The 22,099-nt window shown below is 62.8% G+C and carries 17 protein-coding genes; 3 read left to right on the top strand and 14 right to left on the bottom strand.

The window, feature by feature from the left end; translation table 11 throughout:
- Nucleotides 1-67: 67 nt before the first annotated feature.
- The 13 genes from ACF8GB_RS18365 to dksA form a co-directional block, all read right to left on the bottom strand.
- Complete coding sequence (locus ACF8GB_RS18365) at nt 68-3,004, bottom strand: DUF748 domain-containing protein (RefSeq protein WP_392527416.1); 2,937 nt, start codon at nt 3,002-3,004, stop codon at nt 68-70.
- 78 nt (nt 3,005-3,082) lie between these two features.
- Complete coding sequence (locus ACF8GB_RS18360; RefSeq protein WP_144966590.1) at nt 3,083-3,952, bottom strand: oxygenase MpaB family protein; 870 nt, start codon at nt 3,950-3,952, stop codon at nt 3,083-3,085.
- Nucleotides 3,953-3,993: 41 nt separating this feature from the next.
- The gene (gene acs / locus ACF8GB_RS18355) at nt 3,994-5,928 is read right to left on the bottom strand and encodes an acetate--CoA ligase (RefSeq protein WP_392527414.1); all 1,935 of its coding nucleotides are present in this window, start codon (nt 5,926-5,928) and stop codon (nt 3,994-3,996) included.
- 275 nt (nt 5,929-6,203) lie between these two features.
- Entirely contained in the window at nt 6,204-7,868 is a 1,665-nt protein-coding gene (gene pgi, locus ACF8GB_RS18350; protein ID WP_058604752.1) for a glucose-6-phosphate isomerase, read from the bottom strand.
- Nucleotides 7,869-8,011: 143 nt separating this feature from the next.
- The gene (gene panC, locus ACF8GB_RS18345) at nt 8,012-8,875 is read right to left on the bottom strand and encodes a pantoate--beta-alanine ligase (RefSeq protein ID WP_058639189.1); all 864 of its coding nucleotides are present in this window, start codon (nt 8,873-8,875) and stop codon (nt 8,012-8,014) included.
- Nucleotides 8,872-9,672, bottom strand: a complete 801-nt coding sequence (gene panB / locus ACF8GB_RS18340) for a 3-methyl-2-oxobutanoate hydroxymethyltransferase (RefSeq protein ID WP_058639188.1) — start codon at nt 9,670-9,672, stop codon at nt 8,872-8,874. The genes panC and panB overlap by 4 nt, the downstream gene beginning before the upstream one ends.
- Nucleotides 9,673-9,922: 250 nt before the next feature.
- Nucleotides 9,923-10,402, bottom strand: a complete 480-nt coding sequence (gene folK / locus ACF8GB_RS18335; RefSeq protein ID WP_058604749.1) for a 2-amino-4-hydroxy-6-hydroxymethyldihydropteridine diphosphokinase — start codon at nt 10,400-10,402, stop codon at nt 9,923-9,925.
- Complete coding sequence (locus tag ACF8GB_RS18330) at nt 10,399-11,781, bottom strand: polynucleotide adenylyltransferase PcnB (protein ID WP_145253489.1); 1,383 nt, start codon at nt 11,779-11,781, stop codon at nt 10,399-10,401. Before ACF8GB_RS18330 ends, folK begins: the two co-directional genes overlap by 4 nt.
- A gap of 750 nt (nt 11,782-12,531) precedes the next feature.
- A complete protein-coding gene (locus ACF8GB_RS18325; protein ID WP_145253487.1) occupies nt 12,532-13,971 on the bottom strand; it encodes a sigma-54 dependent transcriptional regulator in 1,440 nt (479 codons plus the stop codon).
- Nucleotides 13,972-13,975: 4 nt separating this feature from the next.
- Complete coding sequence (locus tag ACF8GB_RS18320) at nt 13,976-16,951, bottom strand: sensor histidine kinase (protein ID WP_196125304.1); 2,976 nt, start codon at nt 16,949-16,951, stop codon at nt 13,976-13,978.
- Nucleotides 16,935-17,111: a hypothetical protein gene (locus ACF8GB_RS18315; RefSeq protein WP_003250005.1), complete on the bottom strand. Its 177-nt coding sequence runs from the start codon at nt 17,109-17,111 to the stop codon at nt 16,935-16,937. Before ACF8GB_RS18315 ends, ACF8GB_RS18320 begins: the two co-directional genes overlap by 17 nt.
- Nucleotides 17,112-17,257: 146 nt before the next feature.
- Nucleotides 17,258-18,145, bottom strand: a complete 888-nt coding sequence (gluQRS, locus tag ACF8GB_RS18310) for a tRNA glutamyl-Q(34) synthetase GluQRS (RefSeq protein ID WP_058639184.1) — start codon at nt 18,143-18,145, stop codon at nt 17,258-17,260.
- Nucleotides 18,146-18,208: 63 nt separating this feature from the next.
- Nucleotides 18,209-18,655 carry an RNA polymerase-binding protein DksA gene (gene dksA / locus ACF8GB_RS18305; protein WP_023533176.1) on the bottom strand — a complete coding sequence of 149 codons (447 nt, stop codon included), beginning with the start codon at nt 18,653-18,655 and terminating at the stop codon, nt 18,209-18,211.
- A 210-nt stretch (nt 18,656-18,865) separates the two neighbouring features.
- On the opposite strand from dksA, the gene ACF8GB_RS18300 reads away from it, so the two are divergent.
- Nucleotides 18,866-20,038 carry a pyridoxal phosphate-dependent aminotransferase gene (locus ACF8GB_RS18300; RefSeq protein ID WP_058639183.1) on the top strand — a complete coding sequence of 391 codons (1,173 nt, stop codon included), beginning with the start codon at nt 18,866-18,868 and terminating at the stop codon, nt 20,036-20,038.
- The gene (sfsA, locus tag ACF8GB_RS18295) at nt 20,038-20,751 is read left to right on the top strand and encodes a DNA/RNA nuclease SfsA (RefSeq protein WP_058639182.1); all 714 of its coding nucleotides are present in this window, start codon (nt 20,038-20,040) and stop codon (nt 20,749-20,751) included. Before ACF8GB_RS18300 ends, sfsA begins: the two co-directional genes overlap by 1 nt.
- Here sfsA and ACF8GB_RS18290 read toward each other — a convergent pair.
- On the bottom strand, nt 20,741-21,058 hold the full coding sequence (locus ACF8GB_RS18290) for a Rieske 2Fe-2S domain-containing protein (RefSeq protein WP_058639181.1): 318 nt from the start codon (nt 21,056-21,058) through the stop codon (nt 20,741-20,743). The two genes, sfsA and ACF8GB_RS18290, sit on opposite strands and share 11 nt — an antisense overlap.
- Nucleotides 21,059-21,208: 150 nt before the next feature.
- On the opposite strand from ACF8GB_RS18290, the gene ACF8GB_RS18285 reads away from it, so the two are divergent.
- Entirely contained in the window at nt 21,209-22,093 is an 885-nt protein-coding gene (locus ACF8GB_RS18285) for a hemin ABC transporter substrate-binding protein (protein ID WP_058639180.1), read from the top strand.
- Nucleotides 22,094-22,099 lie beyond the last annotated feature (6 nt).

Below are 22,099 nucleotides of genomic sequence, written 5' to 3'. Positions count from 1 at the left end.
TGTGCCGGGGCTTTTCGTGTGCGGTCTAATTAGGCCGTGCAGGCTTCGCTAAGCCTGCCGTTGAAAGTCAGTCGGCATCAAGATGCATCGGCGTCACAACGCGGCCATCTCTCTCGGGCTGCCCCAGGTGGGTATCGATGAAGTACACCCTGTCGTCCTCGAGCTTGGCCTTGTCCACCAGATAATCCTTGATGCTGCTAGCGCGCTCCTGCCCCAGGGTGCGTAACAGGGCTGTGCTTTCGGCCCAGGATTTGAGCACGGCGTTACGAAGGTTGGCGGTGCGCGCGTCACGGTCAAGCTGCTCCCATTCGGCAGGGGGCTGCTGCTTGAGGCGACTGCGGTAAATGCCTTCGAGCATCGCCGGCTTGTCGGCCTCGTCGACCACCATCAGGGACGCACTGGCCGGGACCTTGTCGCCGCGCCGCTGCAGGATCTTGTACCAAGTGGCCTGGTATTCCCGTTCCAGGCGCTGCTGGGCAAGGATGGGGCCGTCACTTGCCTGGGCGCTAGTGCCTTCGATTTCCAGGCGCAGTTCCGGCCGCTTTCTCAGGCCCTCGGCGAGCTTGTCCAGGGACGCCTGAGCGTCGCCTGCCAGCTCGCTGGACCCAGGGGCGAAAGCGACGGTGCCCAAGTCTTCGGCGCCGCCTCCGGCAACCAGGCCACCGATGAGCTTGAACGGTGCCTGCGCGGCGCGCAGCACAAGGTTGCGCAAGGTTTGCCACACGATCGGCATTACGCTGAACTGCGGGTTGTTCAGATCGCCCGCAACGGGCAACTCGATTGAAATCTTGCCGTGCGTATCTTTGAGCAGTGCCACTGCAAGGCGAATCGGCAGATCGACCGCGTCCGGGCTATCTACCTTCTCCCCAAGCTGCAATTGCTCAACGACCACCTTGTTTTCGGCTTTGAGTTGGCCCTTGGTAATCAGGTAATGCAGGTCCAGGTTCAGCCGGCCTTTGCGGATGCGGTAGCCGGCAAACTTGCCCGAGTAGGGTGTAAGGGTAGTCAGTTCGACGCGTTTGAACACGGCGGCGATGTCTAGGCTCGCGAGCGGGTCGAATGGGTTGAGGCCACCTTTGATGGTGACGGGCGCGTACCGGTCGACCTTGCCTTGCACATCCACTGGGGCAGGGAGGGGCTTGCGGTTATCGATGGTGCCGACTTGGCCGTTGAGCTGTTGCACGGCCGTGGCGAAATTGGGCGTGAGCGACAGGTCGGCGAAGTTGGCCGAACCGTCCTTGATCACGATCTGACCAATGCGGATACCGAGTGGCTTTTCCGCGGTGGCGCTTGCAGGCTGGGATTTAGCCTTGGCAGGCGCATCGGTTGGCTGTGGAATCAACAGGTCATTGATGTTGGTGGTACGGTCTTCATTGATGATGAAGCGTGCATAGGGCTGTTGCAGCGTCACCTTGTCGATCGACAGGGCATCGCCATGCACATACGTCAGGCCATCGAGGTTGACCTGCTGCCATTTGACGAAGTCCCGGCTCTTGATGGTGTCGAGGGTGTGCAACTGATTCACCTGGGCCTTGCCGCTCACCGTCAAGGCCAGCGGCGATGCGCTTTTCAGGTCCACCTTCAGGTCGCTGTCGAGCATGCCGCTGCGCAGCTCCAACAGAATGTAGGGGTTGATGTAGGCTTGCGCCAACCGCAGGTCGATGTCCCGGGTGCCAACATCCAGCTTGGCCCACACCGGCGCCAGGTTGACCTGGCCCTGCCCTTGCAGGGTGCCTTGCTTGCCGATGCCGGTGTCGAACTTGACCGTGAAGGGCTTCTGGTTGAGGCTATCGAAGCCCTTCAAGTCAGCGTTCAAGGGGCCTACGTCCAGGCTGACCGGCTCTTTTTGCGTGCGGTCTGCCAGGTGCACGCGGTAGTTCCTGAGCTGGACATCGTTGAGCAGCACCTGCCAGGGCTTGCTCGGGGCCGCTGGCGTCTGCGGTGCAGCGGAGGCCCCTGCGGTGGGCGGCTCGGCCTTTTCTGCTGGCGTTGGCTTGCCAGGCTCGCCGGCAAACAGCACCTGCCAATCGAGCTGACCGCCCTTCTCCAGCGCCGCCCAGGTTTCGAGCTTTTCACTGCGCACTTTGCCGACCGTTACCTGTTGCTTGACCAGATCGACGGAGGCATCACTCAACTCCAGACTGGCGAGCCTTGCCAACGGGCGACCGTCCGGGGCCTTGATGGCAAAGGGCGCCACCCGCACCGACGCTTTTTCCAAACGCAGTTCGGTCTTGTCTGCCAGGTTGAGCCGATAATGCGTGCTCAGGCTGAGCTTGCCGTCTTCCAGCACCAAGGGCACGGCATCGCGCACATAGGGCCAGAACATCTTCATCTTGCTGTCGCTGACCTTGAGCGTGCCTTCGGACGCGATAGGCGCCAGGCTCAACGTACCCTGCCAGTCGATGCGTCCACCGTTGGGGCCGTTGGCCACCATGGTCATGTCGGCATTGTCGTTGGCAAGGGTGCTGAGGTTCTTCAGCTCCAGGCTAAGGTTGTCATAGAGAAACTCGATCGGCTCGCTGGGACGCAGGTCTTCGAAACGCACAAAACCCTGCTCGAGCTTGATGCTGCCGATACGCAGCGGGAAAGGATCGCCTGGGGGGGTATCGGGCTCGCTTTTGCTGGTGGGCAGTTGGAAAAGGCGCGTGAGGTTGAGGGTGCCATCTTTGGCGAACAACACTTCGGTGCGCGGTTTGACCAGCTCGAGGGCATCAAGGTGCAGCGCGCCGGTCCACAGGCTGTCCAGCGACAGGTTAGCGTACAGTTTTTCGAAACCGACCTGCTCTTTGCCGGGCTCACCGATCTGGAGGCCCCACAAGGTCAATTCGAGACTGAAGGGGTTGAACTCGGCCCGTTGCAAGTGGGCCGGCACCGTGGCGTAGTGGGCAAGCTGCTGGTTGGCGATACGCAATGCCAGGCCCGGAAGAATGAGAAAGCCAAGCAGGCTGTACAGGGCGAGCAACGCCAGCAATGCGCCGATGGCGCGAGTCAGTCCTTTGTACATGAATCGCTTCGTCTGTCCGGGGCGGGATGCCTTGGAGTATGGCACGTTAAATCAGTTCCGCTGAGGGGCGCCTAGTGCTTATTCGATGCCCATGCGGCGCCTGGCCCTGTGCGCAGAGCCGTCGCGCATGGCCCAGCGCAATACCGGGGCGGTGCCATGCACGCCCAGGCGGATCAACCGTTTTTGCCAATGGCCCTGTTCGAGGCCAAGCTGCTGTTGTGCCCACTGGGGCAGTAGCTCGATACCGGCGTGCAGCATCAGCTTGCCCACGGGTTTTGCCAGCCGGCTGGGTGCCGGGGCGTTGAGCAGAATACCGATGACTTCCTGGCTGCGGGCATCGCAGCTCAGCTGTGGGCGCATCTCATGCAGGTAATGTGCGACCTCACGGCGCGAGCGGGGCACGTCCTGGGCGCCCAGACGCTCGGCGATCAGGGCGATTTCCTGGTAATAGGCGTCCTGGTCGGCCAGGGACAAGCGGGGGTTGCGGTAGCGCAGGTGTGCGGCCAGAAAGCTGCTGACCTCGGCCACATGCACCCAAGTCAGCAGGTGGGGGTCGCTGGCTGCGTACGGGCGGCCATCCGGCGCCGTGCCTTCGACTTGCAGGTGGATCCGACGCACTTTTTCGATCAACCAGTGCGCATCTTCGGTCGCGCCGAACGTGGTCCCTGAAATGAACTGGCTGGTGCGCCGCAGGCGTCCGATCAGGTCATGGCGAAAGTTGGAGTGATCCCAGACCCCGGCGAGTGCCAGCGGGTGCAGCAACTGCAGCATCAGCGCGCTGATGCCGCCGACCAGCATGCTAGGGAAGTCACCGTGCACGCGCCAGCTGATGCTGTTGGGCCCGAACAGGCCAGGGTCGCCTTTGGGCGACTCCAGGTCGAGCTGGCCCAATGCCAGGCCGGTGAGGCTCATGGCTTGTTTTTCGATACGACGGCGAAGCGCTTCCATGGTGACCTGCAGGGCTGGGCAGCCTGGGAAGCGGCTGCCGGTTATCGGTTCAGGCGAGTGTCGATCAACCCTTGGACGACGCCCGGGTCGGCCAGGGTGGAGGTATCGCCCAGGCTGTCGAGCTCGTTGCAGGCGATCTTGCGCAGTATACGCCGCATGATCTTGCCCGACCGTGTCTTGGGCAAAGCCGGCGCCCATTGCAGTAACTCGGGCTTGGCGAAGCTGCCTATCTCCTTGCTGACCAGCGCCAACAGCTGGGCCTTGAGATCTTCATCGGGGCGGACACCGTTCATGGTGGTCACGAAGGCGTATACGCCCTGGCCCTTGAGATCGTGGGGGTAGCCCACCACGGCTGCTTCGGCCACGCTGTCGTGAAGCACCAGGGCGCTTTCGACCTCCGCCGTGCCGATGCGATGCTCGGACACGTTGATCACATCGTCCACGCGCCCAGTGATCCAGTAATGCCCGTCGGCATCGCGCCTGGCGCCGTCCCCGGTGAAGTAGTAGCCGGGCATGGGTTTGAAGTAGGTGTCGACCATGCGTTGGTGATCGCCATGGACAGTGCGAATCTGCCCAGGCCAGCTGGCCTTGATCGCCAGCAGCCCAGCCCCTGGACCCTCGATGACCTGGCCTTTGTCATCAAGCAGCACCGGCTGCACGCCGAACATGGGTTGGGTGGCACAGCCAGGCTTGAGGGTCTGGGTGCCGGGCAGTGGCGTGAGCATGATGCCGCCGGTCTCGGTCTGCCACCAGGTATCGACGATGGGGCAGCGGCGCTGTCCGACCTCATTGAAATACCAGTGCCAGGCTTCCGGGTTGATCGGTTCACCCACGCTGCCCAGCAAGCGCAGGCTTGCACGGGAGGTACTTTGCAGTGGCGCATCCCCTTCGCGCATCAGGGCGCGCAGGGCGGTGGGTGCGGTGTAGAAGATGTTGACCTCATGCTTGTCCACGACTTGCCAGAACCGCGAGCTGTCGGGGTAGTTGGGCACGCCTTCGAACATCAGCGAGATGGCGCCATTGGCCAAGGGGCCATACACGATGTAGCTGTGGCCGGTGACCCAGCCGACGTCGGCGGTGCACCAGAAGACTTCCCCCTCCCGGTAGTCGAACACCACGTCGAATGTCATGGCCGCTTGCAGCAAGTACCCGGCCGTGGTGTGCAGCACGCCTTTGGGTTTGCCGGTGCTACCGGAGGTGTAAAGGATGAACAGAGGTGCCTCTGCCTCCATGGGTTCGGGTGGGCAGGCTTCATCGACCTGCTCGATGGCGTGGTGGTACCAAAGGTCGCGATTATCGTCCCAGGCGACATCACCCCCGGTTCGCCGCACTACCACGACGGTACTGACGGCCGGGCAACTGGCCAACGCCTTGTCGACATTCTGCTTGAGGGCGATTCGTTTACCGCCGCGTACGCCTTCGTCAGCGGTGATGACGGTACGGCAGTCGGCGTCCAGGATACGGTCACGCAGTGCGTCCGGGGAAAAACCACCGAACACCACGGAGTGAACAGCGCCTATGCGCGCGCACGCGAGCATGGCGAAGGCGGCTTCGGGGATCATCGGCATGTAGATGCACACCCGGTCACCCTTGGCCACGCCTCGCGACTTCAATACATTGGCCAGGCGACACACCTGGCGGTGCAGTTCACGGTAGCTGATGGCCTGGGTGTCGCTGGGGTCGTCGCCTTCCCATAGCAGGGCGGTCTGCTCGGCCCGTGTGGCCAAGTGGCGATCGATGCAGTTGTAGCTGACGTTCAGTTGGCCCCCGTCGAACCAGCGGGCCTGGCCGGTGCGCAGGTCCGATTGTTGAACCTGTGACCAAGGCCTCATCCAGGTCAGGCGCTGCGCTTGAGCGGCCCAGAAGGTGTCCGGGTCTTCGACCGACTGGCGGTACAGGCGGTGGTAGTCGTCCTGGGAGAGGGCTGCCGCCTGGCTGACGGCGAGGGCGTGCGGGTATTTTCGAATATCGAACATGGCGGTGGTCCTGCTCTTGTGAGGGGCGAGGGACGGCAACGGCTAATGGGTAGGACAGTTTTGCGGGGAGGGGTGTTCCACCGGTCGGCGATTGGGCGGGTACGGTCGATAGGGGCTATGAAGCCGTCGACTGGCTTGCTGTAGGGGCTTGGCCCACGTGCGATGGGCGCTGCGAAGCAGCCCCGGCAATTGCCCAGGGGGCGAATTGAAGAAGCTGCGGCGCATCTCTTGATGCCTTGCCTGGCGAGCACAAGCCCTGCCAGGTAGAGGTCTGATCAGCCGCGATGGCGGCCGCGGAAGTAATTGATCAGGCCCTGAGTAGAGCCGTCCTCGGCCACCTCTTCCTGGCTGCCTACAAGACGCTGGTACACGCCCTTGCCCAGTTCCTTGCCCAGTTCCACGCCCCATTGGTCGAAGGCATTGATACCCCAGACCACGCTCTGCACGAACACCTTGTGCTCATACATGGCCACCAGGGCACCCAGCCGGCGTGGGCTGATACGCTCGACCACCAAGGTGTTGCTCGGGCGATTGCCCGGGATGACCTTGTGCGGGGCAAGCTTCTGCACCTCGGCTTCGCTCATGCCCTTGGCACGCAGTTCGGTCTCGGCTTCTTCTCGCGTCTTGCCCAGCATCAGCGCCTGGCTCTGGGACAGGCAGTTGGCGTACAGCCATTGGTGATGGTCGGCTACCGGGTTGAAGCTGACGACCGGCACGATGAAGTCGGCCGGGATCAGCTGCGTGCCCTGGTGCAGCAACTGGTGATAGGCATGCTGGCCGTTGCAGCCCACACCGCCCCAGATCACAGGGCCGGTCTCGGTTTTCACCGGGGTGCCGTCCTGCAGCACGCTCTTGCCGTTGGACTCCATGTCCAGCTGTTGCAGGTGCTTGGTGATGTTGCGCAGGTAGTGGTCGTACGGCAGGATCGCATGGCTGCTGGCACCCCAGAAATTGCCGTACCACACACCCAGCAGCGCCAGCAGCACGGGCATGTTCTTCTCGAACGGCGCGCTCTGGAAATGCTGATCCATGGTGTAGGCACCGGAGAGCAGTTCCTTGAAGTTGGCGGTACCGATGGCCAGCGCAATCGGCAGGCCGATGGCGGACCACAGCGAATAGCGCCCACCGACCCAGTCCCACATCGGAAAGATGTTCTCTTCGCGGATGCCAAACGCAACGGCGGCGGCCTTGTTGCTGGACACGGCGATGAAGTGGCGGTACAGCTCGGCTTCCGAGCCGCCCTGGGCCAGGTACCAGGTACGCGCGGCCATTGCGTTCTTCAGGGTCTCGAGGGTGTTGAACGACTTGGACGAGACGATGAACAGGGTGGTTTCGGCGCGCAGGCTGGCCGACAGTTCGTGGAACTCGCTACCGTCGATGTTCGCCAGGTAATGGCAGCGTACACCGCGCTGGGCGTAAGGCATCAATGCTTCGGATACCAGTTCCGGGCCGAGGAACGAGCCACCGATACCAATGTTGACCACGTCGGTGATGGGCTTTTCGCTGTAGCCACGCCACAGGCCATCATGAATGCGGCCGACCAGCTCGGTGATCTGGTTGAGCACTTTGTGCACTTCCGGCATGACGTTCACGCCGTTGACGCTGAGCTTGTCACCCACCGGGCGGCGCAGGGCAGTGTGTAGCACCGGCCGGCCTTCGGAGGCGTTGATGATCTCGCCGTTGAACATCGAGGTGATGGCGTCCTTGAGGCCCACTTCGTCGGCCAGGTTCACCAGCAGGTCACGTGTCTGTTCGGTGATCAGGTTCTTGGAATAATCCAGGAACAGGCCACAGGAGCTCAGGGAGAATTGTTCGAAGCGCTGAGGATCGGCGGCGAAAGCTTCTCGCATGCTGAAGCCTTGCATGGCATTGCGGTGCTGCTTGAGCGCCTGCCAGGCGGGTAGAGCCGTGACATCGTGGGGGGTACGGTAATACGCCATTGCGCGGGGGTCCCTTGGTCCGTGGTGATGCATTGGACACGGCAGTCATTGCCGGGTTCAGGCTGGCATCATTATAGGCAAAGGCCCGGCGCTGGGAATGGGGGGCGCTCAAGTAGATGGGGTGTCTAGGCACCCCAGGCCGTTCAGGCCGTCTTGTCCTGCACCTGCACGTACAGGTTGTCGATCAGGCGGGTGTTGCCCAGGTAAGCCGCCGCGATGACCACCAGGTCTCGGTCATCGACCATGGCCGGGCGCAGGGTCAGGGCATGTCGAACTTCCAGGTAATCGGGGCGCAGACCGGCTGCGCTCAATTGGGCCTGGCCGTCGGCCACCAGCGCGGCGAAGTCCTTTTGGCCACGGGCGATGGCAGCTGCCATCGTCTGGAGCACGCGATACAGCACAGGCGCCGTTGCCCGCTGCTCGGCGGTGAGGTAGCCGTTGCGCGAAGACAGTGCCAAGCCGTCTGCGGCGCGCACTGTAGGCAGCCCCATCACCTGGATGGGCATGTTCAGGTCGCGCACCATGGCGCGAATGACTGCCAGCTGCTGATAGTCCTTTTCGCCAAAGACCGCGAGATCAGGCTGCACCATGTTGAACAGCTTGCTGACCACGGTGGCCACGCCTTCGAAGTGCCCTGGCCGACTGGCGCCGCACAACCCTTCTGACAGGTTGGGCACGCTGACCCGCGTCTGCACGCTCATCCCGTCCGGATACATTTCGTCCACGGCAGGGGCAAACAGCAGGTTGCAGCCCGATTCGACCAGCAGTTGCTGGTCGGCTGCCAACGTGCGGGGGTATTTGTCCAGGTCTTCATTGGCCCCGAACTGCAGCGGGTTGACGAAGATGCTGGCAACCACGAAGTCGGCGCATTGCGCGGCCTTGACCACCAGGGCCGCATGGCCGCTGTGCAGGTTGCCCATGGTGGGCACGAAGCCGATGCGCTTGCCTTCGCTGCGGGCGCGGGCTACGGCGGCGCGCAGCTCCGGCACGGTCTTGACTGTATTCATGCGCTGAACCCGTGTTCACTGGCGGGGAACGTGACTTGCTTGACGGCCTGGACATAAGCGGCGAGGGCGCTGGCGATGTCAGGCTGGCCGTCCATGAAGTTTTTCACGAACTTGGGTACCCGGCCGCTGAGGGACAGGCCGAGCATGTCATGCAGCACCAGTACCTGGCCATCGGTGGCGCTGCCGGCACCGATGCCGATGACCGGGATGCGCACGGCCTGGGTGATCGCTGCGGCCAGTTCGCTGGGCACGCATTCGAGCAGCAGCATGGCAGCGCCTGCGGCTTCAAGCGCGATGGCATCGGCCTGCATCTGCCGGGCTTGTGCCTCCAGGCGACCTTGTACCTTATAGCCGCCGAGCACATTTACGGTCTGAGGCGTCAAGCCCAGGTGGGCGCACACAGGCACCCCACGCTCGGCCAGCAGCCGGATGGTCTCGGCCAACCAGGCTGCACCTTCGATCTTGACCATGTGGGCGCCTGCCTGCATCAGCGCCGCGCTGTTGGCGAAGGCTGATTCGGGCGTGGCGTGGGCCATGAACGGCAGGTCGGCGAGAATCAACGCGCCGTGATTGCCGCGCTTGACCGAGGCGGTGTGGTAGGCCATGTCTGCCGTGGTGACCGGCAAGGTGCTGTCATGGCCTTGCAAGACCATGCCCAAGGAGTCGCCCACCAGCAGGACGTCGACGCCGGCCTGGCTGGCTGCCTTGGCGAACGTCGCGTCATAACAGGTCAGCATGGCGATTTTTTCACCCTTGGCCTTCAGGCCATTGAGGGTGGAAAGGGTTACTTCAGGCATGTAGAGAGTTCCTCATTCTGGCGCCAGGGGAAACGACTGCATGCAACCTGAGTAGTCATCTTCCGCAGCGGCACATCATCGCGCGTGATGTTCTGGCACAGGTCCGTCCGGGCCTCGATAGGGGGGCGCAACACAGGGGTGCCACGCGGGTCGCCTATAGTCGTGAGCGAAATGAGGGAAGTCAATCACCCTGTTACCGCATTGTTACGATGAGGTTGTTACTGGCGTTACTGCCCTAACGAACGGCCGATTACAGGCGTTCGAGGCCAATGTATGGGCAAGCGGCGAGCAGTTGGGACAATTGGCGGCCATCGGCAAGCCGGAAGTCTGCAGGGACCAGTTCGGCCAGCGGATAGAGCACGAAGGGCCTGGCATGCATGTGATAGTGCGGTACCTGCAGGCGCGGCAGGTCCAGCACCTGGTCGCCGTACAGCAGAATGTCCAGGTCGAGGGTGCGCGGCCCCCAGCGTTCCTTGCGCACCCGGCCCTGGTCGTTTTCGATGGCCTGCAAGGCATCGAGCAGGTCAAGGGGCGCCAAGGCGCTGTCGAGCGCGGCGACGGCATTGGTGTAGCGGGGCTGGCCCGGCAGTAGCGAATCACTGGTGTACAGCGCCGAAGCGGCCACCAGACGCGTCGCCTGGACCTGATCGAGTGCGTCCAGCGCGCTGCGCAACTGCTCGGCCGGGGCATCCAGATTGCTGCCCAGGCCGACGTACACGCGGATGCTCACTCGAAGGCCTCTTCACCACCGCGCTTGCGCTTGCTGTTGCTGCGCTTGCGCTTGCGGGACGCACCGCCTTCATCACGGCTGCCCAGGTCGCGGATCATGTCGCGGCGCTCGCTGTCATTGGCTTCCTGATACTCGGTCCACCACTGGCCAAGGTCATCGGTTTCTTCGCCAGCGCTTTCGCGCAGCAGCAGGAAATCGTAACCGGCACGGAAGCGTGGGTTGTCCAGCAGCATGTCGGCGCGTTTACCGCTGCGGCGCGGCAGGCGTTCCTGCATGTCCCAGATCTCGCGGATCGGCAGGGTGAAGCGCTTGGGAATGGCAATGCGTGCGCACTGCTCGGCGATCAGGTCATGGGCTGCACCGTTCATGGCCGGAATCGGCGGCACCCCTTGGTTCTGCAGGTGCAGAACGCGCGCTGGCAGGGCAGGCCACAGCAGGGCTGCGAACATGAAGGCAGGCGTTACCGGCTTGCCTTGCTTGACGCGCAGGTCCGTATTGCTCAACGCCTGGCTGATCAGCGTGTGGGTATAGGTGGGGCGGTCCTCCAGCGCCTGGGCACTGGCGGGGAACAGGGGTTCGAACAGCTGCAGGTCGACCAGCATTTCGAACGCCATGGCGCCCTGGCCCGAAAGGAACAGCTTCAGGCTCTCTTCGAACAGCCGCGCCGGCGGTATTTCACGCAGCAACGGCGCCAGTTCGCGAATCGGCTGGACGGTGTGCTTTTCGATACCGAAGTCGAGCTTGGCTGCGAAACGCACCGCACGCAGCATGCGCACGGGGTCTTCCTGATAGCGATGGGTAGGATCGCCGATCAGGCGCAACAGGCGATTGCGCACATCGTGCACGCCGTTGGCGTAATCGAGAATGCGCTCGCTCACCGGATCGTAGTACAGCGCGTTGATGGTGAAGTCGCGGCGCTGCGCGTCTTCTTCCAAGGTGCCATACACGTTGTCGCGCAGGATTCGCCCGCTGGCATTATGGGACGAGCGGTGGCTGTCGCCCTGATCGTCCTCGGAGTGAGGGGCGCGGAAGGTGGCGACTTCAATGATTTCACGGCCGAAATGCACGTGAACCAGCTTGAAGCGGCGGCCGATGATACGCGCGTTACGGAACTCGGCACGCACCTGTTCGGGGGTGGCGCTGGTGGCCACGTCGAAGTCTTTCGGCGTGATGCCCAGCATCAGGTCGCGGACACAGCCACCGACCAGATAAGCCTGGTAACCGGCGCTCTGCAGGCGCTCGACGATGTTCACCGCATGGCGGCTGAACTGGTGGCGCTGCAGCGAATGCTGGCTTTTGTTGATCACCTCGGGCGTAGTGCGCCGGTGGTGCTGGCCCGGTACGGGCGGGCGGAACGACTGGAACAGCTTCTTCAGCATGGGATGCACTGTTTGAAGGAATGTTCGGCCAAGAATATGAGAATGGCCGCATGATGGGCGGGGATTCTAGCATTTACTCGCGGGATGGTGTAGGCGGTCGCAGAATGCCTGCCCAAAGGCAGAAACGACAAGGGGAGCCTAAGCTCCCCAAGAAGTCGTTGCATGTGCTCTTATTGTTTTTTTGCGGGCTTCTTGTTTTTGTTGAGTGCCCTGCCACTAAGCGTGAAGCTTGTGGACGACCCCCAAACCAGGGGTAAAGAGCAAACGGATTGCTTTGGCCGCTGATGTCACGTTGATCGTCGATCCATCCAGTTCAGGTGCTGCTTTATAGTGCAGTTTTTGTTGTTCTCTGCCTGGGTGTGGGGCAAGCCCCAAACATGCATCCTCTCCAAAAGAATCAGTTAGCTGCGCCTCCGCCGTCTTGTTCTTATTGTGCGTGAGTCGTTTCGTCTTGTTCTTATTGTGGGTTGCAGTGCTTGTTATTGTTTTTGTACTAAGCATATAGCAGAAGGCGTGCCAACTTTGGCTGGCCCAGCAAATCCGGGGGTTTGGCTATTTTTCCAGGGAAGCATGCCAAGTGCGCGGCGTGTTTTTCGTTACCGTTTACCTCGGCAACTGTTACGCACCTGCAGGCAGGTAACAGTTTTTTGCGGCGGGGGGATGAGGGGGAATCAGCCTGAGGTCCCGTTACGGGGAAGAACCTTGCAGGGTGACCGAAGACGGGCAGGAGACGCCTCCTGCCCGGTCGAATCAGTTCTCGCTGGTGGCGTTGCTTTTGCGGCGTGGAATGCCCAGGCGCTGCCTGCGCTCCCAAAGGCACTTGCGACTGACGCCCAGCTTGCGTGCCAGCTCGGTCTCGGTCATGTGGTCCTGGTGCTCGAGCACGAAATGCTGGAAGTAGTCCTCCAGCGACAAATCTTCGGTCGGCTCATGACTGGCCGTGGCGGCACTGGCTCCGGTCAGCGCACTGTCGAGCAGCTCGTCCTCGTCCAGATCGCTGAGCTCGATGTCGATGCCCAACAGCTCCGCCGAAATTTCCGGGCTTTCGCTCAGGATGACTGCGCGTTCCACGGCATTTTCCAGTTCTCGCACGTTGCCGGGCCAGCTGTAATGACGAATGGCCTGCTCTGCTTCGGGTGAGAAGTGCAGGTCGTCACGCCCGATCCGCGCGCACTGGCGGGCCAGGAAGGCACTGGCGATTTCGTTCACATCGCTGCCGCGCTCGCGCAGGGCAGGTAGCTTCAGCGCGATCACATGCAAGCGGTAGTACAAGTCTTCACGGAACTGACCGGCCTTGGCCAGGTTTTTCAGGTCCCGGTGAGTGGCCGCGATCAGGCGCACGTCGACCTTTTGCGACTGCACCGAGCCCACCCGCCGAATCTCGCCTTCCTGAAGCACGCGCAACAGGCGCGCCTGGGCTTCGAGCGGGAGTTCGCCGATCTCGTCAAGGAACAGGGTGCCGCCGTCAGCGGCCTCCACCAGCCCAGCCCGACCTGCGCTGGCACCGGTAAAGGCGCCCTTTTCATGACCGAACAGCTCGGACTCGATGAGCGTCTCGGGAATCGCTGCGCAGTTGACCGAGATCATCGGTGCCTTGGCCCGTCGCGATAGGTTGTGCAGCGCACGGGCGACCAGTTCCTTGCCGGTACCTGACTCACCCTGGATCAGCACATTGGAGTCGGTAGGGGCGACCTTGCGGATCTTGCTGAACATGTCCTGCATGGGGGCGCAGGAACCGATGATGCCGATATCCCCATTGGTCGCCGGTGCGTTGCCTTTGTCCGCCGGGGCAGCCTTGGCGGAGGCCAGGCGTGGCTCAGGGGTTGCAGGTGGCGCGCTTGGCCGATCACGCAGGATGCGCGCAACGGCCTGGAGCATTTCATCATGATCGAACGGTTTGGCGATGTAGTCGACCGCACCCATTTTCATCGAGTCCACGGCCGAGCGCAGGCTTGCGTAGCTGGTCATGATCAGCACCGGCCTACCCTCGCCGAGCTTGATCAGCTCGGTACCGGGGGCACCGGGCAGGCGCAGGTCGCTGACGATCAGGTCGAAGGTCGCAATGCTGAAGCGTTCCTGTGCTTCCTGCACCGAGCCGGCTTCGCTGACTTGGTACTGGTTCCGTTCGAGCAGGCGTCGCAGGGCCGAGCGGATGATGGTTTCGTCTTCGACGATCAGAATATGCGGCATTGATTCAATTCTCTCGACGGTCTCGATTTTCAGGGGACGTCGCTACGACATGCCGGGGCAGGGTCACGCGGATCCGGGTGCCACGTTGCCGTTCGATATCGGCCGGGCTGTCGATGGTGATTTGTCCATAATGCTCCTCCACGATGGAATAGACCAGCGCAAGGCCCAGCCCGGTTCCCTCGCCAGGGTCCTTGGTGGTGAAGAAGGGTTCGAACAGGCGATCCATGATGTTCTTCGGAATGCCGCTGCCCTCGTCCTCCACGATCAGGTCGACCGTGTGCTCGCAGCCCACGGTGCGCACGCGAATCGCGCTGCCGGGTGGAGACGCGTCCCGCGCGTTGGACAGCAGATTGATCAGCACCTGGGCCAGGCGTTGCGGGTCACCCTCTGCCCAGTGGTCGGGGTCGCACAGGTTGAAGAACTGCACGTCGAAGTTACGCCGATTCAAGGCCAGCAGGCCAATGGCATCCTGGGCCACTTCTGCCAGGCACACGGGCTCTTCACTGTTCTGATGGCTGCCGCCTGCGTGGGCAAAGCTCATCAGCGATTGCACGATGCGCGACACCCGCTTGGTCTGTTCGAGGATCTGGCTGGACAGCTCGATGATTTCCCCATCGCCTTCGCGCTCCTCGCGCAGGTTCTGCGCAAGGCAGGCGATGCCGGTGATCGGGTTGCCGATCTCGTGGGCCACACCCGCCGCCAGGCGGCCGATGCTCGCCAGGCGTTCAGAGTGCACCAGCTTCTCTTCCAGGGCCTGGTTTTCGGTCAGGTCTTCCACCAGTAGCACCAGGCCACTGTTGCCTGGGGCCAGCGGTTCGTCGATGGCGGCCTTGTGCAGGTTCAGCCAGCGCGGCTGGCCGTCCAGGGCCAGGCGCTGTTTGTGCAAGTGTTCATCCGGCACATTGATGAAGCCTTGCAGCAGGCCACGCCAGGGTTCGGCAATGGTGATCAGGCGCGAACCGACCACGTGCTTGGCAGCAATGCCGGTCAGCTCTTCCATGGCCTTGTTCCACATGAGGATTTCCTGGTCCTTGGCAAGGGAGCATACCCCCATCGGCAGCTCCTGAAGCGTTTGGCGGTGATAGCGGCGCAAGGCGTCGAGTTCGGCAGCCAGGCCGGTCAGGCGCGAGTGGTAGTCCTCCAGCCGGCTTTCGATGAAGTGGATGTCTTCAGTCACATAGTTTTCATTGCCCGACTTGTAAGGCAGGAAGGTCTCCACCATGTCCTGGGCCACGCTTGGGCCCATCAGGCCGGAGAGGTTGGCCTCGATGCGGTCGCGCAGCCGACGCAGGGCGTAGGGGCGCCGCTCGTCGAAGGGCAGGTACAGGTCGCGCAGGGCTTGCTCCACTTCCTTCTGTGCGGCCTTGGCGCCCAGTGGCTTGGCCAGTTGGGTGGCGAACTCCTGCGGCGAGGCCGCATGCAGTTCGCGGCGCTGGGGGCGGCGGACGTTGTCGACGGCGCAGGCTTCGGCGGCGGCCACCTCCTCGTTGCTGGCATTGGTGAACAGGGAAATCAAGGTGAACAGCAGCACGTTGGCGGCCAGCGATGCAATGGCTGCCATGTGCCAGCTGGTGTCGTCCAGTACGTAGATCATGTCCAGCGAGGGGATGTAGAAACCCTGCAGGTTACCCAGTAGTGGCAGCAGCATGGTGCCCATCCACACCAGGGTGCCTGCCACCAGGCCGGCAATGAACCCCCGCCGATTCGCCGTGGGCCAGTACAGCACCGACAGGACCCCCGGCAGGAACTGCAAGGTGGCCACGAACGCGACGATGCCCAGGTTGGCCAGGCTCTGGTGGTTGCTCTGGGTGAGGTAGAACATGAAACCGGCGGTGATGATGGCCACGATCAAGGCCCGGCGCGTCCACTTCAGCCAGCGGTAGATGTTGCCCTCTGCAGGCGGCTGGTACAGGGGCAGGACCAGGTGATTGAGCGCCATGCCCGAGAGGGCGAGGGTGGTCACGATGATCAGCCCGCTGGCTGCCGAAAGCCCCCCGACATAGGCCAGCAGGGCCAATGCCTGGTTGTTGGCCGCGATGCCCAGCCCCAGGGTGAAGTATTCCGGATTGGTACTGGCGCCCAGGCGCAAGCCGGCCCATAGCACCAGGGGCACGGCTAGGCTCATCAGCAGCAAAAACAGCGGCAGCCCCCAGCTGGCGCTGACCAGCGAACGCGGGTTGAGGTTTTCGGTGAACGCCATGTGGTACATGTGCGGCATGACGATCGCCGAGGCGAAGAACACCAGCAGCAAGGTGCGCCACGGGCCCTCCTGCAAAGGCGTGTGCAGGGCCGCCAGCGCCGTCTGGTTCTGCAGCAGCCAGACCTCCAGGCCATGGGGTCCGCCGAAGACACCATACAGCGCATAAAGGCCGATGCCACCCAGGGAGATGAGCTTGATCACCGACTCGAAGGCGATGGCGAAGACCAGCCCCTCGTGCTTCTCACGGGTGGCGATGTGCCTTGAGCCGAAGAAGATGGTGAACAGGATGATAAGGGTACAGAAAGCGAACGCTACCCGGGCCTTGACCGGCTCCCCGGTGAGGATGCTGATGGAATCGGCCACGGCCTGGATCTGCAGAGCAAGCAGCGGCAATACCCCGATCAGCATGATCACCGTGGTCAGCGCCCCGGCCCAGGTGCTGCGAAAGCGGAAGGCCAGCAGGTCGGCTAAGGACGATAACTGGTAGGTACGGGTGATTTTAAGGATCGGATACAGCAACACCGGCGCCAACAGGAATGCCCCTGAAACCCCCAGGTAACAGGCCAGGAAGCCATAGCCGTACTGGTAGGCCAGCCCCACCGATCCGTAAAACGCCCAGGCGCTGGCATAGACCCCCAGCGACAATGTGTAGGTCAGGGGGTGGCGGATGATCGAGCGCGGTATCAAGCCGCGTTCGCTGACCCAGGCCACGCCGAACAGCACCAGCAGGTAGCCGGCACTGATCAGGATCATCTGGGTCAGGCTAAAGCTCATCGGCATCTCGTTGGCTCTGCAGGATGAAAGTGACGACGATCAGGATGAGCCAGAGCAGGTACGGGCGGTACCAGGCTCCGGTGGGCTCGATCCACCAGTCCATGATGGCCGGGGAGAACAGGTAGATCCCCACGACCAGAAGCAGGACCAAACGATAGATGTACATGCGGGCCTCGACGGTTGGGCGCTGCGGGTGTGGATCTATTATTGGCGCATATGGCGTGGCGGATGCTAGCGGGAATCGGCAGCGTTGGCCAAGGGTTTGAATTTCATGGCCTTTTGATTCAGGCGGGCGGGTTATTGAAACCCGGCCTAGTGCAAGTCGGCCTCAGGGACCGTGGTGCGCTGGGCAATGCGTTCGGGCCGCCACTGGGCACGTGCCACGGCCAGTACTTGGGCTGGGGTGGCGCTTGCGAGCTGCGCGGGCGTGTCCTGGCCCAGTGCCCTGAGCGCCCGCAGCAGCAGCGGGGTAGCCTGGTCGGCCTGCAGGGGCGGCGAGCGGTAGGACTTGCCCAGCTTGTGGCCATCAGGCTGGACGATCAGCGGCACATGCAGATAGCGCGGCTGCGTGAAACCCAGCAGCTCCTGCAGGTACAACTGACGGGGGGTGTTGTCGAGCAGGTCGGCACCGCGCACGATGTCGGTGATGCCCTGCCAGGCGTCATCGAGCACCACTGCCAACTGATAGGCATAAAGCCCGTCACGGCGCTGGATGACGAAGTCGCCCACTTCCCGGCCCAGGTGCTGCTGGTACTCACCTTGCACCCGGTCGGTGAAACGGTAGGTCAGCTCCGGCACCCGGATACGAATGGCCGCACCTTCGCGGGCGTGCCCGGCATTGCGACAAAAACCGGGGTAGATACCGCCGTACGCTTCCAGCTGCTTGCGCGAACAGGTGCAGGCGTAGGCCAGGCCCATGTTGAACAGGCGGTCGACCACGCTGGCATAGGCATCAAAGCGCTGGCTCTGAAAGGCCACTTCGCCATCCCATTCCAGGCCGTAGCGTTCCAGGGTTTGCAAGATGGCATCGCGCGCGCCGGGCATTTCCCGTGGCGGGTCGGTGTCCTCCATGCGCAGCAGCCAACGCCCGTCCACGGCTCGGGCGTCCAGCCAGGAAGCCAGGGCGGCTACCAGGGAGCCGAAGTGCAGGAAACCGCTGGGGGTGGGGGCAAAGCGGCCGGTGTAACGGGACTGGGTCATGGTCGGGCAGGGCATATAAATGAAGCGGGGCGCATGATGCGCCCCGGCTGGAGAAGAAGACGATCAGCCTTTGCCGACGGTCTTTTCTTTCTTCTCGGCAATTTCCTTGCAGTCGAAGCACAGGTCAGCGGTAGGACGGGCTTCCAGACGGCGCAGGCCGATCTCGATACCGCAGGAATCGCACCAGCCGTATTCTTCGTCCTGAATCTTCTGCAGGGTCTTGTCGATTTTCTTGATCAGCTTGCGCTCGCGGTCGCGGTTACGCAGCTCGAGGGCGAATTCTTCTTCCTGGCTGGCACGGTCGGCCGGGTCGGGGAAGTTCGCCGCTTCGTCCTTCATGTGGTCCACGGTGCGGTCCACGCTCTGCATGAGCTCGCCTTTCCAGGCATTGAGAAGCTTGGTGAAGTGCTTCTTCATGGGCTCACCCATGTATTCTTCGCCCTTGGTCTCTTGATAGGGCTCGACACCGTACATGGTTTGACCGGTTTTTTGCTTTTCTACGGTGGACATGAATAGACCGCCTCTCACTCATCTGATCCTATGCGCAGGATGCTCCATCTCCGGCGACCGCCGGCCCTGCGACTGCGAGCCGCCGAACTTACCAGATAGATCGGGGGTGCGCTAGCCCGCCCGATCCTGCTTACTGACACCGGCGCAAACCGTACGTTCGATTGCATGCAAGGGTAGAATCCAAAGTTTAGACCCGATTGAGAGAAGGACATGGCCCAACCCTACAGTGCGCGCAGCCGCGCCATCGAACCCTTCCATGTCATGGCGCTGCTGGCGCGTGCCAATGAGCTGCAGGCAGCCGGGCATGACGTGATCCACCTCGAGATCGGCGAGCCGGACTTCACCACGGCAGCGCCCATCGTCGCCGCAGGGCAGGCCGCCCTTGCCGAAGGCCACACCCGGTACACAGCCGCCCGCGGTCTGCCTGCACTGCGCCAGGCAATCGCCGGTTTCTATGGCCAGCGCTATGGTCTTGACGTTGACCCGGAGCGCATCCTGATCACGCCAGGTGGCTCCGGTGCGCTGCTGCTGGCCAGCAGCCTGCTGGTCGATCCCGGCAAACATTGGCTGCTGGCCGACCCGGGCTATCCGTGCAATCGCCACTTTCTGCGCTTGGTCGAGGGTGGGGCGCAGTTGGTGCCGGTAGGGCCTGAGGTGAACTATCAGCTCGATGCAGGGCTGGTGCACGCACACTGGAACGCCGATACGGTCGGCGCTCTGGTGGCTTCACCTGCCAACCCGACGGGGACTGTACTGGGGCGTGATGAGCTGGCCAGCCTTGCCCAAGCCACGCGCGCCCGCGCCGGTCATCTGGTTGTGGACGAGATCTACCACGGCCTGACCTATGGCATGGACGCGCCCAGCGTGCTCGAAGTCGACGATTCGGCCTTCGTACTAAATAGCTTTTCCAAATATTTCGGCATGACCGGCTGGCGCCTGGGTTGGTTGGTGGCACCCGAAGATGCCGTGGCTGACCTTGAGAAACTGGCGCAAAACCTCTACATCAGCGCACCCAGCATGGCCCAGCACGCCGCGCTGGCCTGCTTCCAGCCGGAGGCGCTCGGGATCTTCGAGGCGCGTCGTGCGGAATTTGCCAAACGCCGTGACTACCTGCTGCCAGCCCTGCGCAGCCTGGGTTTCAAAATCGCCGTAGAGCCCCAGGGCGCGTTTTACCTGTATGCCGATATCAGCGCCTTCGGGGGGGATGCCTTCGCGTTCTGCCGACATTTCCTGGAAACCGAACACGTGGCGTTTACCCCGGGGCTGGACTTCGGTCGCCACCTGGCCGGCCATCATGTACGTTTCGCCTACACCCAGAGCCTCCCGCGTCTGGAACAAGCGGTCCAGCGTATCGCCCGTGGCCTGCAGAGCTGGCAGGGCTGATGCGTTTTTCTCCTGCCCTTGAACAAGGTCGGCTGCTGCGCCGGTACAAGCGCTTTCTGGCCGACATCGAACTGCCCACTGGCGAGCAACTGACGATTCATTGCCCCAACACCGGCTCCATGCTCAATTGCATGCACGAGGGTGGCCTGGTGTGGTTCAGTCGCTCCAGCGACCCGAAACGCAAGCTGCCAGGCACCTGGGAAATCAGCGAAACCCCACAAGGGAGGCTGGCCTGCGTCAACACCGGGCGCGCCAACCCATTGGTGGAGGAGGCGCTGCGTGCGGGGATCATCACCGAGCTGGCAGGTTTCACTGCACTCAAGCGGGAGGTGGCCTACGGTGAAGAAGGCAGTCGTATCGATTTTCGTCTGGAATTCGACGGTGCACCGGCTTATGTGGAAGTCAAAAGCGTGACCCTGGGTTACGCCGACAGCACCACGGCAGCGTTTCCGGACGCCGTCACCCAGCGCGGTGCCAAGCACCTGCGCGAGCTGGCCAAGCTGGCGCGCCAGGGCATACGGGCGGTTCAGCTGTATTGCGTCAACCTGACGGGTATAGAGGCCGTGCGACCGGCCGATGACATCGACCTGGCCTATGCCCAGGCCCTGAAGGCTGCGGCGGCCGAGGGGGTCGAAGTGCTGGCCTATGGGACCCGGCTGGATGCCGAGGGCATCGTCATTGACCGGCGCCTGCCGGTGATCCTTACGCCTTGAGCCAGATGCCCTGGCTGTCTTCGAGGCAGTCCAGGGCCTGCAACGCCTCGCCTTCGCAAGGCCCGGACACACATTCGCCCGTTTCGATCAGAAACAGCGCACCGTGGTGGCTGCAGTGAATAAGGCTGTTGCTGTCGTCCAGAAAACGTTCCTGCGGCCCGTTCAAGGCAATGCCACGGTGCGGGCAGCGGTTTCGGTAGAGATAAACGCTACCTTGGCGGCGAACGCCCAGCAGCAGAACGCCGTCTACCTCGAACGGGCGGCTCTGGCCTTCGGGCAAGCCGTGGGAGGGGCAAAGAAAGTGCATGGCGGGCCTGACTCTGAGTGCGGTGATCGACTTGACGCGTCAATGCGAACAATTATCAAATGGCTGTCATTCGCTGCGCCTGGCTTTGCATGGTGCGCAGTTCTGCCGCCCGCTACAAGGTGTGGGGGCCAAACCGATGAAGGAAATCCAATGATGCGTCGCCTTGCCGCCGTGCTTGTTCTCGCCGCCAGCCCACTGCTCTGCGCCAAGGCCCTGGCAGCCGACCAGCCGAGCCGTTGGGTCAGTGCGGGCGGCGCCTTGAGCGAGTGGGTGGTGGCGTTGGGCGCTGAGCCGCGGCTGGTCGGCGTCGATACCACCAGCCAACACCCAGCCTCATTGAAAGCGCTGCCCAGCATTGGTTATCAGCGCCAGTTGTCCGCTGAAGGCATTCTGAGCCTGCGCCCGGATAGGTTGATAGGTACGGATGAAATGGGCCCAGCGCCGGTGCTGGCGCAAATCACCAGGGCCGGCGTGCCCGTCGAGGTGTTCTCCAGCCAGCCCGATATCGATGCCGTGGGGCAGAACCTCAAGCGCCTGGGCGAGCTGTTGGGGGCCCAGGCACAGGCTGCACGAGCGACCGCAGACTTTCGCCATCAGCTCGACCAGTTGCACGACAAGGTACGCCAGGCACAAGCCGGGCAGCCCGCGCCCGGCGTGGTGTTGCTGGTAGGTCATGCAGGGGCCAGGCCGCTGCTGGCAGGCGCCGGCACGGCAGGGGACTGGGTCTTGAAGCAGGCCGGGGGACGTAACCTTGCAACCCATCAGGGCTACAAGGACTTTTCCAGCGAGGCGCTCGCGGCGTTGGACCCGGATGTCATCGTGTTCTCGGACCGCGTGCTCGCCGATCAAGCCGCCTTGCAGGCCCTGTTGAAAGAAAACCCTGCACTGGCCGCCTCGCGTGCAGTGCGCGATCAGCGTCTGGTTCAGCTCGACCCGACCCTGCTGGTCGGAGGGCTGGGGCCGCGCTTGCCCGCCAGCCTTCAGGTGCTGGCGGCAGCGTTCTATCCTTCGGCCAACATCCGCTTCGCGCCATGAGGCCAC

The organism is Pseudomonas sp. xss_4 (assembly GCF_043104125.1).
Taxonomy (GTDB): domain Bacteria; phylum Pseudomonadota; class Gammaproteobacteria; order Pseudomonadales; family Pseudomonadaceae; genus Aquipseudomonas; species Aquipseudomonas parafulva_B.
This window is presented reverse-complemented; position numbering and strand designations above follow the sequence as displayed.